13 protein-coding genes are annotated in these 16,343 nt (G+C 40.0%); 11 read left to right on the forward strand and 2 right to left on the reverse strand.

Features of this window, described 5'->3' with window-relative positions:
* Window positions 1-4 precede the first annotated feature (4 nt).
* The 8 genes from ACX0HA_RS02870 (at window position 5) to ACX0HA_RS02905 (ending at window position 8,126) form a co-directional block, all read left to right on the forward strand.
* Window positions 5-2,554, forward strand: a complete 2,550-nt coding sequence (locus ACX0HA_RS02870) for an ATP-dependent Clp protease ATP-binding subunit (RefSeq protein ID WP_458843766.1) — start codon at window positions 5-7, stop codon at window positions 2,552-2,554.
* A gap of 325 nt (window positions 2,555-2,879) precedes the next feature.
* Complete coding sequence (rimK, locus tag ACX0HA_RS02875) at window positions 2,880-4,247, forward strand: 30S ribosomal protein S6--L-glutamate ligase (protein WP_458843767.1); 1,368 nt, start codon at window positions 2,880-2,882, stop codon at window positions 4,245-4,247.
* A 12-nt stretch (window positions 4,248-4,259) separates the two neighbouring features.
* A complete protein-coding gene (locus ACX0HA_RS02880; protein ID WP_458843768.1) occupies window positions 4,260-4,622 on the forward strand; it encodes a DUF1304 domain-containing protein in 363 nt (120 codons plus the stop codon).
* A gap of 11 nt (window positions 4,623-4,633) precedes the next feature.
* Complete coding sequence (locus tag ACX0HA_RS02885) at window positions 4,634-4,831, forward strand: GldL-related protein (protein WP_458843769.1); 198 nt, start codon at window positions 4,634-4,636, stop codon at window positions 4,829-4,831.
* 3 nt (window positions 4,832-4,834) lie between these two features.
* Window positions 4,835-5,236, forward strand: a complete 402-nt coding sequence (locus tag ACX0HA_RS02890) for a hypothetical protein (RefSeq protein WP_458843770.1) — start codon at window positions 4,835-4,837, stop codon at window positions 5,234-5,236.
* Window positions 5,237-5,422: 186 nt separating this feature from the next.
* Window positions 5,423-6,742: a T9SS type A sorting domain-containing protein gene (locus ACX0HA_RS02895; protein ID WP_458843771.1), complete on the forward strand. Its 1,320-nt coding sequence runs from the start codon at window positions 5,423-5,425 to the stop codon at window positions 6,740-6,742.
* Window positions 6,742-7,155 (forward strand): DUF1801 domain-containing protein, encoded by a 414-nt coding sequence (locus ACX0HA_RS02900; protein WP_458843772.1) that lies wholly within the window; start codon window positions 6,742-6,744, stop codon window positions 7,153-7,155. The genes ACX0HA_RS02895 and ACX0HA_RS02900 overlap by 1 nt, the downstream gene beginning before the upstream one ends.
* Window positions 7,156-7,253: 98 nt before the next feature.
* Window positions 7,254-8,126, forward strand: a complete 873-nt coding sequence (locus ACX0HA_RS02905) for a carboxypeptidase-like regulatory domain-containing protein (RefSeq protein WP_458843773.1) — start codon at window positions 7,254-7,256, stop codon at window positions 8,124-8,126.
* A gap of 43 nt (window positions 8,127-8,169) precedes the next feature.
* Here ACX0HA_RS02905 and hutH read toward each other — a convergent pair whose 3' ends face one another.
* Window positions 8,170-9,678 carry a histidine ammonia-lyase gene (hutH, locus tag ACX0HA_RS02910; protein ID WP_458843774.1) on the reverse strand — a complete coding sequence of 503 codons (1,509 nt, stop codon included), beginning with the start codon at window positions 9,676-9,678 and terminating at the stop codon, window positions 8,170-8,172.
* Window positions 9,679-9,829: 151 nt separating this feature from the next.
* Entirely contained in the window at window positions 9,830-11,362 is a 1,533-nt protein-coding gene (locus tag ACX0HA_RS02915) for an NAD(P)H-hydrate dehydratase (protein ID WP_458843775.1), read from the reverse strand.
* Window positions 11,363-11,529: 167 nt separating this feature from the next.
* On the opposite strand from ACX0HA_RS02915, the gene ACX0HA_RS02920 reads away from it, so the two are divergent.
* From ACX0HA_RS02920 to ACX0HA_RS02930, 3 genes are all read left to right on the forward strand, one after another.
* Window positions 11,530-13,050, forward strand: coding sequence for a glycosyltransferase family 39 protein (locus ACX0HA_RS02920; protein WP_458843776.1), 1,521 nt, complete (start codon window positions 11,530-11,532; stop codon window positions 13,048-13,050).
* Between the two features lie 134 nt (window positions 13,051-13,184).
* Complete coding sequence (gcvT, locus tag ACX0HA_RS02925; RefSeq protein WP_458843777.1) at window positions 13,185-14,267, forward strand: glycine cleavage system aminomethyltransferase GcvT; 1,083 nt, start codon at window positions 13,185-13,187, stop codon at window positions 14,265-14,267.
* Window positions 14,268-14,273: 6 nt separating this feature from the next.
* Window positions 14,274-16,316 carry a S41 family peptidase gene (locus ACX0HA_RS02930; protein ID WP_458843778.1) on the forward strand — a complete coding sequence of 681 codons (2,043 nt, stop codon included), beginning with the start codon at window positions 14,274-14,276 and terminating at the stop codon, window positions 16,314-16,316.
* Window positions 16,317-16,343 lie beyond the last annotated feature (27 nt).

Genomic DNA, 16,343 nt, shown 5'->3' on the forward strand with positions numbered 1-16,343 from the left:
CATTATGGATGATAATTTTTCACCAAGAGTCAAAGATGTGATTACCTACAGTAAGGAAGAAGCCTTGCGTTTGGGTCACGACTTTATTGGTACAGAGCACTTAATGTTAGGGATTTTGAGAGACGGCAACGGTAAAGCCATTTCCATTTTGAACAACATTTCTGTTGACCTGGATCATTTACGCAGAAAAGTAGAGATATTAAGCCCCGCAAATCCAAATGCTGACCGCAATAATGAGAAGAAAAACCTTCACTTAACGCGCCAGGCAGAACGCGCCCTGAGAACAACATTTCTTGAGGCTAAGGTTTTCCAGAGCACCTCTATAAGCACAGCACATTTACTGTTGTGCATTTTACGCAATGAGAATGACCCGACCACAAAATTGCTTAACAAACTAAAAATTGATTACGAAACCGTTAAAGAACAATTTATCAGTATGACATCAAACGAAGAAGAATACCTGGAGAACCTTCCTAAGGCAGAGTCATATAATGACGATGCAGGACAAGATGACAGTATGCGCGAAAGCAATTTCAATAATCCTTCTTCCGGTGCCAAAGCCAATAAAAAGTCAAAAACACCTGTTCTTGACAATTTTGGCCGTGATTTGACCGAGCTTGCCGAAGAAGGCAAACTTGACCCCGTAGTGGGCCGCGAAAAGGAAATTGAGCGCGTATCGCAGATATTAAGCAGAAGAAAAAAGAACAATCCGCTACTTATTGGTGAGCCGGGTGTGGGTAAATCGGCCATTGCCGAAGGACTTGCATTACGCATCATTCAGAAAAAAGTATCGCGTATCCTTTTCAACAAGCGTGTGGTAACCCTTGACCTTGCCAGTTTAGTGGCAGGCACAAAATACCGCGGGCAGTTTGAGGAACGTATGAAAGCGGTTATGAACGAACTTGAAAAGAATGATGACATCATTCTTTTCATAGACGAGATACACACTATTGTTGGTGCAGGTGGTGCTACAGGCTCACTTGATGCCAGCAATATGTTTAAACCGGCTCTCGCAAGGGGCGAAATTCAATGTATTGGTGCCACAACCCTTGATGAGTACAGACAGTACATCGAGAAAGATGGTGCTCTTGAGCGTCGTTTTCAAAAAGTTATAGTAGAACCTACTACTGTTCCTGAAACGATCACTATACTAAACAACATTAAGAATAAATATGAGGATCACCATAATGTAATCTATACACAGGAAGCTATTGAGGCTTGTGTTAAGCTTACAGACAGGTATATGAGCGAGCGTTTCCTTCCGGACAAGGCTATTGATGCCCTTGACGAAGCAGGATCACGCGTTCACATTACCAATATTGATGTTCCTAAACAGATACTTGAGCTGGAAAGGCAGCTTGAAGAGGTTCGTGAACTTAAAAATTCTGTTGTCAAAAAACAGAAATATGAGGAAGCAGCCAAACTTCGCGATGACGAAAAACGTATAGAGAAAGACCTTGCAATTGCTCAGGAGCAGTGGGAAGAAGATTCTAAGAACAACCGCGTTACCGTTACCGAAGACAATGTTGCAGATGTAGTATCTATGATGACAGGTATTCCTGTAAACCGTATTGCCCAGACCGAAAGCAACAAGCTTGCTAAACTGCCTGAACTTATTAAAGGTAAGGTTATCGGACAGGATGAAGCAGTTGCTAAGATCGCCAAGTCCATCCAGCGTAACCGTGCAGGTCTTAAAGACCCTAACAAGCCGATTGGCTCATTCATTTTCCTTGGACAGACAGGTGTTGGTAAAACACAGCTTGCCAAAGTTATCGCCAAAGAGCTTTTTGACTCAGAAGATGCACTGGTACGTATCGACATGAGCGAATACATGGAAAAATTTGCCATTTCAAGGCTTGTAGGTGCGCCTCCGGGATATGTAGGCTACGAAGAAGGCGGACAGCTTACTGAGAAAGTTAGAAGAAAACCATATTGTGTAGTACTTCTTGACGAAATCGAGAAAGCACACCCGGATGTATTCAATATGTTGCTTCAGGTACTTGATGACGGTTATTTAACTGACAGCTTAGGCCGTAAGATCGACTTCAAGAACACTATCATCATCATGACATCAAACGTTGGTGCGCGTCAGATAAAAGATTTCGGACAGGGTGTTGGTTTTGGCACATCTGCCAAAAAAGCACAGGCAGACGATCATACAAAAGGTGTTATCGAAGCTGCGCTTAAGAAAACTTTTGCTCCCGAGTTCATCAACAGGATAGATGATATTATTGTGTTCAATCCTCTTGAAAAAGAGCATATCGACCTTATCATCGACATCGAGCTTGAAAAACTTTACGGAAGGATAAAAGACCTTGGCTACAACATTGCATTATCTGATAAAGCTAAAAACTTTATTGCCGAAAAAGGCTTTGACAAACAGTATGGAGCAAGACCGCTTAAACGTGCCATCCAAAAGTATGTTGAAGACACGCTTGCCGAAGAGATCATTACCAACAAGATATCCAACGGTGATGAGATCTTTATGGATCTTGATGATAACGCAACAGAGCTTGTGGTAACCATCAAAAAAGCAGAGAAACCTGCAAACTAAAATATAATCTTTCATTTTACATAGCATCCCCGAAAGCCATAGGTTTTCGGGGATATTTTTTTATATGGACATTAGATAACAGAGCTAACCAGACCCGATAGTGTGGATTTGAAATCAGTAGTTAGAAAGAAAAGAACCCATATAGATTCTAGTAGTAAAACAAATTTATAATCAGTCTAAAAAGAACATAACCTCCTCAATATAAAAAACATAAGACAAACTTGTAATTTCCCGGCATTACCATTTCATTAAATTTCGCTAAAATAGCAAAGACAGCATCCCACAATAAAAAAAAGTAGTAATTTAGATTACAAATCTCATAAAAATGCTGGACAAAGTAATTGTAGGTAGTGAAGAGTGGTGTGCATTCCCATCACTAGGTATCCATACTATAAAAGCCCGTGTAGACTCGGGTGCCAAAACATCTGCACTACACGCTATTAACATCTCCCCTTTTCAGAAAGACGGCGATAACTGGGTGAAATTTGACATTAATCCCATACAGAATAATTCAAAAACAATCATCCATTGCCAGGCTCCTCTGGTAGACAAACGCGTGGTAAAAAGTTCGAGCGGTTACCGCGAACAGCGTTATGTGATTAAAACCGGCATCGAAATAGGCGAAGCACGATGGGAAGTTGAACTTACGCTTACCAATCGTGACTCCATGGGTTTCCGTATGCTTTTAGGGCGCGAAGCAATGAGCGGGCGCATATTGGTAGATCCGGAACAAAAATACCTGTTGGGTCAGCCTACACTGGAAAAGATCAAAGAATATTACAACAGTAATAATGAAGAAAAGAAAGGCCTTCGTATTGGTCTTTTAGCCAGTAATCCAGACTTGTACAGCAACAGGCGTATCATGGATGCCGGTGAGGTAAGAGGGCATGAAATGCATTTTCTTAACCTGAAGGACTGTTACATGAAGTTGGATGCCCATACCCCTGAGATCCATTATCGCGGAGGAAGGATACTAAACGATTTTGATGCCGTAATACCCCGTATACGCCCTAGTATGACGTTTTATGGCTGTGCACTTACACGTCATTTTGAAGCGTTAAAGGTATTTTCACTTAATTCATCTTCGGCAATAACACAGTCAAGGGATAAATTATACTCATTACAACTTTTGCTAAACAGTGGTGTTGACATTCCTACAACAGGATTTGCCAACTCCCCTCTTGATACTAACGACCTGATACAAATGGTAGGTGGGCCACCGCTAATCGTAAAGCTGCTTGAAGGCACACAGGGTAAAGGTGTTGTACTTGCCGAAACCAAAAAAGCAGCCGAAAGTGTTATTAATGCATTCAAAAGCCTTAATGCCAACATACTTGTACAGGAATTCATTAAGGAAGCCAATGGCAAAGATCTTCGCCTTTTTGTAATCGATGGTAAAGTTGTGGCAACCATTCAGCGTGAGGCATTGCCGGGAGAATTCAGGGCAAACATTCACCTTGGAGGATCGGCTTCTGTAATTAAACCTACAGCGGAGGAAAAACGTATAGCCATAAAAGCTGCCAAAGCCATGAACCTTAAAGTAGCAGGCGTGGATATTATCCGTTCCTCAAAAGGGCCACTGCTGCTTGAGGTAAACTCATCACCGGGTCTTGAAGGTATTGAAGGAGCCACGAGCAAAGATATTGCAGGCGAGATGATTCGTGCCATAGAAAAAAACTTTAAACTCATCTAAAAACCTAGCGTTATGCATATTGCTGCCAAGATTATAATTGCATTTGTAGCCCTGATACACATTTATATCCTTTGGCTCGAAATGTTTGCATGGCTCACAAAGGCACGCAAAGTGTTCAGGACACTGCCACAGGAACTGTTTGTACCTACCAAATCGATGGCTGCAAACCAGGGATTGTATAACGGTTTCCTGGCTGCCGGGCTTATCTGGTCGCTATTGATATGCGATGCTGCATGGAGTGCAAACGTAGCCACCTTCTTTTTGGGCTGTGTGCTTGTTGCAGGACTGTATGGTGCCGCAACAGTACAGAAGAAAATATTCTACATACAGGGAGTTCCTGCCATACTGGGACTACTTGCTATTTACTTATTATAACGTTAAAACAAATGAAATACTGGCATATACTTGTTATATTTATTATGGCAACGGCTGTTACGATCGTTGGCGCACTATTTAAAGTCATGCATTGGCCGGGCGCTTCTCTTATGCTCATGATAGGTATGGGAGGGCAATTTATCTCACTGGTGCTACTTGCTGCCAAGGTTATATCCGAAAGGAAAAATAACAGCCTATTAAATAAATAAGTTATGAAACGTAAAATCATTTTATCTGCAACCGCACTACTTTTTTCAGTCATTGGCTATAGCCAGACGAATTGTGCAAAATTCAAAAACGGCACTTTTAAACTGACCGATCCAAAAAGCAAAGAAGTCTGTATCATTACCCGCGATGGCAACAAACAGACAGAAAGAATGGAACAAAGCGATGATACGTATGATTTTGACATTAACTGGACTGATGAATGTACGTATACCGTAACCCCTACTCCATCTACTGCTCAAAGAAACCCTGATGTGCTAAAGTCGGGCGTTATGACAGTTAAGATCATCAAGACCAAAAAAGATTCGTATACCCAAAAAGTAACCATTGCCACCGACCCAAAATTCTCAAGGGTTGATGAAGTATTTGTAGCGGAAGGGAAAAAGTAACGATACATGAAGACATACAATTGGATTCAATATTTTATTATTATTGAAGCATGAACTCGTTTTGTAAGCATAAAACAACAAATACTCAACCGAATAGATTAAATACTCATTCACAGCTTCCTAAAACTAAATCACAATCCTAACTTATTTAAAATAGCCTACTTTAGCTTATCCAACTTATAAGCTATGAGAAAACTTTCACTTCTTGTTTTACTGTCTGCAAATGCGTTTGCCCAATTCAGTGAGCCTGTGATTATAGATAATACAGAGCTCTCGGGCGGAATTAAAAAGATTGCTGCAGCCGATATTAATAATGATGGTTTTACAGACATTATTGTTGCTCAACCCTACCAGATAGACAACATAGCCTGTTATATGAATAACGGCAATGGAGGCTTTTTAGAAAGGCAAATCATAGACGCAGACCTGTCAGATCCGGTATATGTTACTACAGGCGATTTTAATGCCGACGGCTGGCTGGATATAGCCGCCATAACCCAGACAAATGCAGATGTTTTTGTATACATAAACGATACTGACGGCAGCTTTACACGCGAAACGATAGATTCGGGAACCTTCTTTTTTGGCAATGCCGTTGTATCGGCAGATTATGACAATAACGGCTTTGATGATATAGTTGCCATCGGGCAGCATTCGATAGATTATTACCACAATATAAATGGCTCTTTTACAAAAGAGCACATCCTTACTACCAGCACTTCACCTAACATCCTTGAATGCCTGTCTTTGGCTACTGCCGACATGGACAATGATGGTGACATGGATTTAGTAACAGGCGAAACATTAGGAGGTGTCATTTATTTCAATGATGGTAACGGAGTGTTTACACCTGATATATTTACTGTAGACACTTTTATCTCCAGGCTTGTACATATAACAGATGTTGACAACGATGGAGATAAGGACATATTGATTCACCATACACCGGGTATGATGAATCTGTACCTGAATGACGGTACCGGCGAAATGACTTTTCATTCAACCGTGTTTAACGATACAGCAATTATCGAGTCAATGCAATCGGTTGATATTGATAATGATGGTTTTATGGATATTTATACTGCCTTTGGGAATATAGCACGGGCCTATCCCAATACAGGCGAAACTGGTTTTGGAGATGAGCTAACAATTCAGGTCAACGATAACATATTCATTACCCAGACAGCTGTAGCTGATATTGACAATGACGGTGTAGATGAGTACATCTGGTCGGGCGTGAACGCTACGTTGGCCTATCAAAAGAACACTGTTCTTGACACACAGCATTTTGCCAGAAACAATCTTCGCATCTACCCTAACCCTGTACAACACAAATTGTATATTGCAGGGAATAACATCCATGGATCTTTAAGCATTTACACTACATTAGGGCAGAAAGTTATGACAGTAGAAAATACACAAAGCGGCATTGACGTTTCGGGACTGGCAAATGGTATGTACATAATGCAAAGAGGCGAATCAATAACAAAGTTCATAAAAGAATAATGGCAAAAACAAAACTATCGCCTGCTGAGCAGGTTACGCAATTCATACAGGAATCAAAACATCCATTAGCTGATGTCATGCAGGCATTACGTGAGCTTATCCTCGAGACCGATACCGAAATTAGCGAACATATCAAATGGAATTCCCCTGCCTTTTACTACAATGCTGACATGGCCGACTTCGACGCCAAAGAATATAAAAGGGACATGATGGTATACAATATTCGCAAAGAGGACAGTATATTACTCATATTTCCTACCGGTAGTGTTATAAAAGACGCTGTACGAATTCTGGAAGGCAATTATGCAGATGGCCGACGTATGGTAGCCATCAAAAGCATGAATGACCTTAACACTAAAAAAGAAGCCCTGCAGGTCATTATTAAAGATTGGCTTAGTAAGATTGATAAGTAATATAAAAGATTTAGATAATAATCTATAAACATAAAGACTGTTGTCCCTAAAATAAATCTCCCAAATAACAGTTATTATTGGCAACCAAACCAATAACCATGTTACATAAATTCTGCGTGTTTTTCCTGGCACTTACATCATTTTCATCTTTCGCCCAAATTAAGGGCGTTATTCGGGACAGCAAAACCAAAGAGCCCATACCCTATGTGAATATTTCGGTGCAGGGAGAAAAAACATTCGCATTAAGTGCTGACGAAAACGGAAATTTTACGCTCCCTAAAGACATAAAACAGGAAAGCGATATTTACCTGAGTGCTGTAGGCTATGCCAACGCCTCTTTAACGATTTCAGCAATTAAGGATATTATCTTTCTACAGCCCCAGCCTATCGAATTGAATGAGGTAGTAATTGGAATTAAAAAAGGTGAACACACTCATGTAATAAATCCAATTAAAAAAGCAAAAAATACATGGACAGGTCATGCCGGTGGCAATAGCGGTATCCTTATGATGGCAAGCTATATTCCTTATAAGCCTGAATATGACAATACTCCCTATTTAGACAAAATTCAATTTAAGTTAGAAACTCACAAAGAGAATACATTTAACATGAGGCTGTATAATGTGAATGACGATGGCAGTCCCGGAGATTATCTTTATGACAAAAACATTCTCGTAACCGTAAAACCTAATCAAAAGATTGCCGTTGTTGATTTCTCGAAAAGCACAATAAGAATACCCGAAAATGGCTTATTTGTAGTAATGGAAATAATTACCATAAAACAAAACAGACTTGGCAGTAGTGACGATGATAAATTACCTGCACATCTTTATGCCTATGGCCCCGGGTTTGTTTGCGAAATTACCGACGAGCCACGCGGATGGTGGTATAAGGAAGGAAAATGGCAGCAAAATCCTAAACTTGAAAAAGGATATGGTAAAATTATCGTTGAAATAACACTTACCGATTAGCATATACTAAAAAGCTCCCACTTTCGTGAGAGCTTTTTGTTTATTATTCGAATACCGTTTCGTCTATCTGTAGGTTATGAAGAAACGCTATAGTGTTTTCGATATCGTAATGCAGTATTCTGTCTTCGGTTACCAATGGCACCTCTTCACGGTATGACTTCACAAACGCTTCAAGGAATTCGCTTGATTTAAGCGGTCTCCTGAATTCGATTGCCTGAGAAGCATTCATAAGCTCTATGGCAAGGATACGTTCAAGGTTATCAACAATTCTAAGTGCTTTGGTAGCAGCATTAGATCCCATACTCACGTGATCTTCCTGTCCGTTACTCGATACGATACTGTCTACACTTGCAGGTGTAGCCAACTGTTTGTTTTGGCTAACAATACTTGCTGCAGTATACTGAGGGATCATGAAACCTGAATTAAGGCCCGGGTTGCTTACAAGGAATGGCGGTAATCCGCGAAGTCCTGAAATAAGCTGGTAAGTCCTCCTTTCAGAAATGCTTCCAAGCTCACAAAGGGCTATACCAAGAAAGTCGAGTGTAAGTGCCAACGGCTGTCCGTGGAAGTTACCACCTGAAATGATCTGGTCGCTTTCTATGAATATATTTGGGTTATCGGTAACCGAGTTGATCTCGGTACGGAAAACCTTTTTAACGTAATCTATAGTATCTTTTGAAGCTCCGTGTACCTGAGGTATACAACGGAAAGAGTAAGGATCCTGTACGTGTTGTTTAGCCTGAGTAATGATCTCACTGTCTTCAAGAAGCTCGTTGAAACGTTTTGCAGTAACGATCTGTCCTTTATGAGGGCGAACCATGTGAATCAGTTCATTGAATGGCTCTATGCGTCCGTCAAAGCCTTCAAGGGAAACCGCACCGATGACATCGGCAAGATAGGAAAGCTTAACCGATTTAAGCAATACATAAACGCCATAAGCACTCATGAACTGCGTACCGTTAAGCAATGCAAGGCCTTCTTTAGATTTCATTACGATAGGCTTCCATCCCATTTTGTCTAAGACTTTAGCTGAAGGTTGACGGAAACCATCCATATATACCTCTCCTTCTCCCAATAGCGGAAGCGATAGGTGGGCCAAAGGAGCAAGGTCGCCCGAAGCGCCAAGCGAACCCTGATTGTATATTACCGGGAAAATGTCGTTGTTGTAAAAATCGATAAGCCTTTCTACCGTCACAAGCTGAACGCCTGAGTGGCCATAGCTCAAAGACTGTATTTTTAGCAGGAGCATGATCTTAACGATAGCCTCAGGCACTTCTTCACCTGTACCGCAGGCATGCGATTTCACAAGGTTTTCCTGTAGCTGAGAAAGATTTTCGTTAGATATCTTTACATTATATAGCGAACCAAAGCCTGTATTGATGCCGTAAATCGGGTCGCTGTGCGATTTCATCTTCTCGTCAAGGTAGGTACGGCACTTTTCGATGTTTGCCCTTGCCTCTTCAGACAGTGCCAGTTTTTTATCCTGGGATATGATATCGTGCACAATTTCAAGCGATAACAGGTCGCTGCTTATATAATGTATTGTTTCCATAGTTATGGTTTATTTGAGATGCCAAAATTCACTAAACCATAATTAAAAAACAACATTTTTGATAACTTTTCATTTTCGGATGCTATTTTAAGACGAATAAGCAATGTGGGAGTTAGTTATTTACCGCAAAGACACAAAGTAGGCCCCAAGTTCACAAAGCTTGTGATCTTTGTGAAAATTTACTGTGCTCCTTGTTGTTAAAAAGCCTCTCCACCTCAAGGTACGCTCTACCCATATATCTCAATATATCTGAAGCTATGAACGACTGCATTGATGTTTCTTTTACACCAATATCTGCCGAAAGGCCATGCAGGTACACGCCAAATATAGCCGCTGCAATAGGTGTATAAGCTTGTGCCAACAATCCGGTTATGATTCCTGTAAGCACATCGCCACTGCCACCAGTTGCCAGGCCGGCATTGCCGGTAGAATTGACATATACCTTATCGTTGTGCACCACCATAGTAGTTGCATCTTTAGCGACAAGAATCACATTGTTTGCTTTAGAAAAAGCTGTCATCTTTTCGATTTTATCAAAATCGTCATCCCAACTGCCCATGAGTCTTTCGAGCTCTTTAGGGTGTGGTGTGAGTATTGTATTTTCAGGCAATAGTGTAAACCAATCCTGATGCTGTGAAAGAATATTAAGCGCATCGGCATCTATAACTAAAGGGACCCTGTTGTTTTTCAGGAAATCGCCCATTGCTGTTTGCGTATCGGGGTGCTGCCCTATTCCGGGACCAATACCAATGGCTTTGGGTTCAAAATCAAGATTTATTCCTGAGATATGCTCTTTTCCATCAGTCAGAACCATGGCTTCATGAAATGACGATTGCACAACCTCATAACCGCATTTGGGAACGTATACCGTTACTAATCCGCAGCCGCTTTTCAGGGCAGCTTTCGCCGAAAGGCATACCGCACCGATCTTGCCATAGCTTCCGCCAATGATGAGCGCATGCCCCTGAGTGCCCTTATGTGCATGAGGCTGCATGGGTTTGTAATACTTAAGAATAGTATCTGAATCTATAAAATGATGATTGACCAAAGTTGCATCGATAAAATCTTTGTCTAACTTAATGTCCAACACCTCAAAGCTGTTCATGAATTCTTTATTTCCGGCAAGGAAAAATGCTATTTTGGGTGACTGGAATGTCAGGACTACATCAGCCTTTACAGCAATTTCTGTTTTCCTGTCCATAAACATCCCTGAAGGTACATCTATAGCTATTACGGTAGCTTCTTTTGCATTTATTGTCCTAATGGTCTGCCTTACCTCTGCTGATAATTCTCGGGTTAGGCCAATACCAAATATGGCATCAATGATAACCAATCCGCCGATACTCCCTCCGTTTATCTTTACATTTTCAAGACCCGACTCTTCTAACCGTTGTTTGTTGATCGTAAAATCTTCGGTAGGATTGCCTGTATCACTTACAATTTCCACCTTAATAGTGGTATACCCTTCCAGATGAAGTTTGCGTGCAATCACGAGTCCGTCGCCGCCATTATTGCCCTGACCGCAATACATAAAAAAGGGAGTAGACTTATCCGGGAATCTTTTCGTTAGCCATTCAAAGGCTTCATGTGCGGCACGCTCCATAAGGTCAGCCGAAGTTATCTCTTCATTATGTATAGTTGCAGCATCGGCCTGTTTTATCTGTGCAGCGCTGAAAATTTTCATGGTTTTCGGTTATTGGAATGTTATAAATAAATTTATTACAAATACCCGACATATCAGTTTATTATCAATAAATATTTAATTCTGCTGCACCCAGTTAGACAAGAATTATAAATATTCCTAAAAGTCTAACAGAAAAATAGTATTTTAACATCTCTAAAAAAACTATTTTGGGAAAAAAGAACATCATTCTCGTTGTATTCATATTATTAAAATTTTTACTTCAGTTTTACCTTTGCAATGATAAATATGACCTTCATCGGGATGAATACCTGCATCTGGACCAGGCTCATCATTTAGCATGGGGATATCTTTCTGTACCGCCAGTCACTTCGTGGTTTTCCTATATTATCTGGCTTTTGGGGAATGGTATTTTTTGGGTACATTTTTTTCCTTCACTTTTTGGAGCACTTACACTTCTCATAGTATGGAAAACAACTGAAGAACTTAAAGGTGGCCTGTTTGCCTGCATATTGGCAGCAACAGCAGTTCTTTTTAGCGCCGTTATGCGCATCAATATGTTATTCCAGCCCAACTCGTTTGATGTACTTGCATGGACCTTTTTATGCTTTTCTTTGATAAAATATGTCAACACGCAAGCCAATAAATGGTTGTATATAGCTGCACTGGCATTTTCCATCGGCTTTCTTAACAAATACAATATTGTTTTTCTTATCATTGGCCTAGTACCTGCTTTAGCACTAACAAAGCAGAGGAATATCTTTATCAATAAACATCTTTACTTCGCTGCAATCCTAAGCATAGTGCTTATTGTACCAAACCTTATCTGGCAGTACAACAATAATTTCCCCGTACTTCATCACATGAAGGTGCTTTCAGAAACCCAGCTGGAAAAAGTAAACCGGGGAGATTTTATAAAAGAGCAGATACTTTTTTTCATAGGGTCTATTTATGTACTTATAGCGGCTTTAATTGCGTTATTTATTCATAAGCCTTTTCAAAAATTTAAATTCTATATCTATGCCTTTTTTATAATACTTCTAGTATTTACATATCTTAGGGCAAAAGGCTACTATGCTATTGGCATTTACCCTGTTTATTTGGCATTTGGAGCTGTTTATATTGAATATCTATTCCAAAAGGGCAGATGGAAATACCTTAAACCCATAGCTATTGCCCTACCCATACTACTATTTATACCTATCGCAAAAGTTGTCTTTCCTTTATATACCCCAACAGAAATTAAAAAAATAAATGACAGGAATAAATCGCTGGGACTCACACGCTGGGAAGACGGCAAAGAACATGACCTTCCACAGGATTTTGCGGATATGCTTGAGTGGAAAAATATGGCCGGGATTGTAGAGGAAGCCTATAATGAGGTCAAAAACAATGGAAATACTATCATATGGTGTGATAATTACGGACAAGCCGGAGCTATTAACTATTATGTTACCGATAAAAATATCAAAGCTTATACGCTATCTGCCGATTATATGGACTGGCTGCCTGATACAGAAATAAACAATATAATATTGGTACAGGAAGGAAGTGATGACGATAAAGAAAGGAAACGCGAAAAAGAGCTGTTCGAGACCGTTAGTTTTTATGGTGAAGTCAGAAACCCTTTGGCGCGCGAGAATGGTACACGTGTTTATATCTTAAAAGGTGCAAAAATAAACATACTCCAACTTCTTCAAAAAGAGATTTCTCAAGCACGTGAATGGTAGCTAAATGATAAACAGGAACTTTTTAAAAAAAATAACAACTTATGTTGTGAAATAAATAATAATTATTAAAATATCTGCTTCATAATTTGTAAATTTCAATAATTTTGCGCCTTCAATCCATTTATACAAACAAAATGAAAAATACTGCGCTTACGCACGTTCACGAAGGACTTGGAGCCAAAATGGTACCGTTTGCAGGTTACAATATGCCTGTTCAATATGAAGGAGTAACTTTAGAACACGAAACCGTAAGGAACGGTGTAGGTGTTTTTGACGTTTCGCACATGGGTGAATTCATCATCAGCGGGCCTAACGCACTTGCACTTATCCAAAAAGTAACTTCTAATGATGCGTCTACGCTTACAATAGGCAGGGCTCAGTACTCTTGTCTTCCTAACGATAATGGTGGTATTGTTGACGACCTTATTGTGTATAAAATGAAAGAAGAGCAATACCTGCTTGTAGTAAATGCTTCTAACATAGAAAAAGACTGGAACTGGATCTCTTCTAAAAATGATGTTGGTGCTGATATGCGCAACATATCTGAAGACTATTCACTTCTTGCCATTCAGGGACCTAAAGCTGTAGAGGCTATGCAGCCACTTACATCGGTAGATCTTAGCGCTATTAAATATTACCACTTTGAGGTGGCTGACTTTGCAGGTGTTAGCGATGTTATCATTTCGGCTACAGGCTACACAGGTAGTGGTGGTTTTGAGATCTATGTAAAGAATGACCAGGTTGAAGCATTATGGAATAAAGTTTTTGAAGCTGGTGCTGCTTTCGGCATTAAGCCAATAGGTCTTGCTGCACGTGATACTTTACGTTTAGAGATGGGCTTCTGCCTTTATGGAAACGATATCAACGATACAACGTCTCCGCTTGAAGCTGGCCTTGGATGGATTACAAAATTCACAAAGGATTTCACTAACTCTGAAGCGCTTAAAAAACAAAAAGAAGAAGGGGTGACCAGAAAACTTGTAGGTTTTGAACTTACAGAAAGAGGTATACCTAGACATGATTATGAAATAACAGACAAAGACGGAAACGTAATAGGTATCGTAACATCCGGTACTATGGCGCCGTCGCTAAATAAAGGTATTGGTCTTGGTTATGTTCCTGTTGAGTATACAGCAGAGGGCAGCCAGATCTTCATCCGCATCAGGAAGAATGACATTCCTGCGCAGGTGGTGAAACTGCCTTTCTATAAAAAATAAAAGCTTATGAAGAAAATAGTAGCACTGGCATTTCTGGTATCCTGTACGCTACAGGCTCAAAAACATGATAAAGCATGTACTACTTTTTCTAAAATAAATGATGTGCTCCAATCGAGACATTATAAACCTAAACCGGTAGACGATAGTCTGTCGGTTTATGTTTTTAATACAGTCATGGAACAGCTGGATGAAAGTAAGACACTTTTTTTGCAGCAGGAATATGATAAGCTAGCTGTACATAAGTTTAAAATAGACGATTATGTGCTCAATAAAAACTGTGCTTTCTTTACCGACTTCATCTCTGCCTACAAAACTGCGCTGAAACGCAACAGGGACTATATAGAGCAAATTCGTAAAGAACCCCTGCCCTACGCTACTAAAGATACCATATTCTATTCTAAAAAAACATTTCCTTATCACAGCGAACCTGAGAAGATAAAGAAGTTTCTCAGAAAAAAAATCACTTACGACATACTTGAAGATGTTGCGAAACTGAGTAAGAATAAAGATTCGTTAAACCAAAATCTTGATAAGCTAGGTAAAGTTTCTAAAGATAAAATTTTTGAAAGTTACCTTTGCAGGCTCGACAATCAGCTATCACCTGCTGATGGTTTTGACCATAGCATATATAATCTTTTCTATACTGCTTTTTGCGGTTATTTCGATCCGCATTCCACTTACTTTAACTACAGCGAAAAGGCATCGTTCGTATCATCAATATCTTCAGAGAATTATTCGCTCGGCCTATATGTAAGCCAGAATGATGATGATGAAATCGTTGTGGAAGAACTTGTGCCCGGTGGCCCCGCATACAAAACAAAAAAAATAGACAAAGGCGACCAATTACTAAAACTGGCAGCCAACAATACTGAATATCCTGTCTCTTGTACGTCACTAGAAACCATTACGGATATTGTATACTCAGACAGTTTTAAGAAAGTACAGCTTACCTTACGTAAAAAAGACGGAACTGTTTACTCGGTCAATCTGGAAAAAACGATCATGAAAGCTGATGATCACAGTGTATATAGCTTTTTGCTTGGTGAAAAAGACCCAGTGGGTTACATAAAAGTTCCAAGCTTTTATTCGGCTTTTGATGGCGAAAGTGATCAGGGCTGTGCCGACGATGTGGCTAAGGAAATTGTAAAACTTAAAAAAGACGACATAAAAGGTCTTATTATTGACCTGCAATATAATGGTGGCGGCTCTATGGATGAGGTTATACGCATGGCAGGCATGTTTGTAAATTTTGGCCCCATAGCCATCGTAACCGACAAGAACAGGGCATATAATGTTGTGAAAGATTACAATCGCGGAATGATTTACAGTGGCCCGATAGTAGTACTGGTTAATGGTTTTTCGGCTTCTGCCAGCGAATTTTTTGCAGGTGTAATGCAGGACTATAACCGTGCATTGATCGTAGGTAGCACCACTCTTGGTAAAGCAACAATGCAAACCATACTCCCATTAGAAGATAGCGAGAAAGCACAAGATTTTGTAAAAGTTACCCTTGACAAGTTTTACAGGGTTACCGGAAAAAGCAGCCAGTATATTGGCATAGTACCCGATATTGAGCTTCCAACTTTTTTTGACAGCCTTTTACCGCGGGAAAGCAGTATGCCAACCGCTATAAAGAATGACAGCATTAATCTGGACATCTCTTTTGCACGCCTGCCAGAAAAAAACAAAGGAGAAATTATTGCCCATAGTAAAGAAAGGGTAGATCAGAATACCGATTTCAAACTCATAAACGCAGTAAATACACGTGTTAACTGGCTTTATGAAGGAAACAAAGCGCCCCTGCCCGTTACTTTTGACAACGTATTTACTGATGTACACAGCATGGATGATATTTGGAAAGATATTAAAGATGCTTCCGAAAAAGAACAGGCTTTTGTAATAAAGAACAGCGACACTACCGGTAATAATTATACGGATGAATATCTGAAAAGCGCTAACGACTACAAGATTAAGGCCGCAAAAACCGATGTTTACATTAACGAAGCCATTAATATCCTTAATGACATCAACCATATTCACAATCATTAGAAAAGACTGCATTTTGTTTTTGCAAAA

This window comes from Flavobacterium hauense, assembly GCF_054457175.1.

Coding starts and splice junctions, on each gene's coding strand:
- ACX0HA_RS02900 (WP_458843772.1), top strand. CDS start 6,742: ATGGCAAAAACAAAACTATCGCCTGCTGAGCAGGTTACGCAATTCATA.
- hutH (WP_458843774.1), bottom strand. CDS start 9,678: ATGGAAACAATACATTATATAAGCAGCGACCTGTTATCGCTTGAAATT.
- ACX0HA_RS02880 (WP_458843768.1), top strand. CDS start 4,260: ATGCATATTGCTGCCAAGATTATAATTGCATTTGTAGCCCTGATACAC.
- gcvT (WP_458843777.1), top strand. CDS start 13,185: ATGAAAAATACTGCGCTTACGCACGTTCACGAAGGACTTGGAGCCAAA.
- ACX0HA_RS02890 (WP_458843770.1), top strand. CDS start 4,835: ATGAAACGTAAAATCATTTTATCTGCAACCGCACTACTTTTTTCAGTC.
- ACX0HA_RS02930 (WP_458843778.1), top strand. CDS start 14,274: ATGAAGAAAATAGTAGCACTGGCATTTCTGGTATCCTGTACGCTACAG.
- ACX0HA_RS02870 (WP_458843766.1), top strand. CDS start 5: ATGGATGATAATTTTTCACCAAGAGTCAAAGATGTGATTACCTACAGT.
- ACX0HA_RS02895 (WP_458843771.1), top strand. CDS start 5,423: ATGAGAAAACTTTCACTTCTTGTTTTACTGTCTGCAAATGCGTTTGCC.
- ACX0HA_RS02915 (WP_458843775.1), bottom strand. CDS start 11,362: ATGAAAATTTTCAGCGCTGCACAGATAAAACAGGCCGATGCTGCAACT.
- rimK (WP_458843767.1), top strand. CDS start 2,880: ATGCTGGACAAAGTAATTGTAGGTAGTGAAGAGTGGTGTGCATTCCCA.
- ACX0HA_RS02905 (WP_458843773.1), top strand. CDS start 7,254: ATGTTACATAAATTCTGCGTGTTTTTCCTGGCACTTACATCATTTTCA.
- ACX0HA_RS02885 (WP_458843769.1), top strand. CDS start 4,634: ATGAAATACTGGCATATACTTGTTATATTTATTATGGCAACGGCTGTT.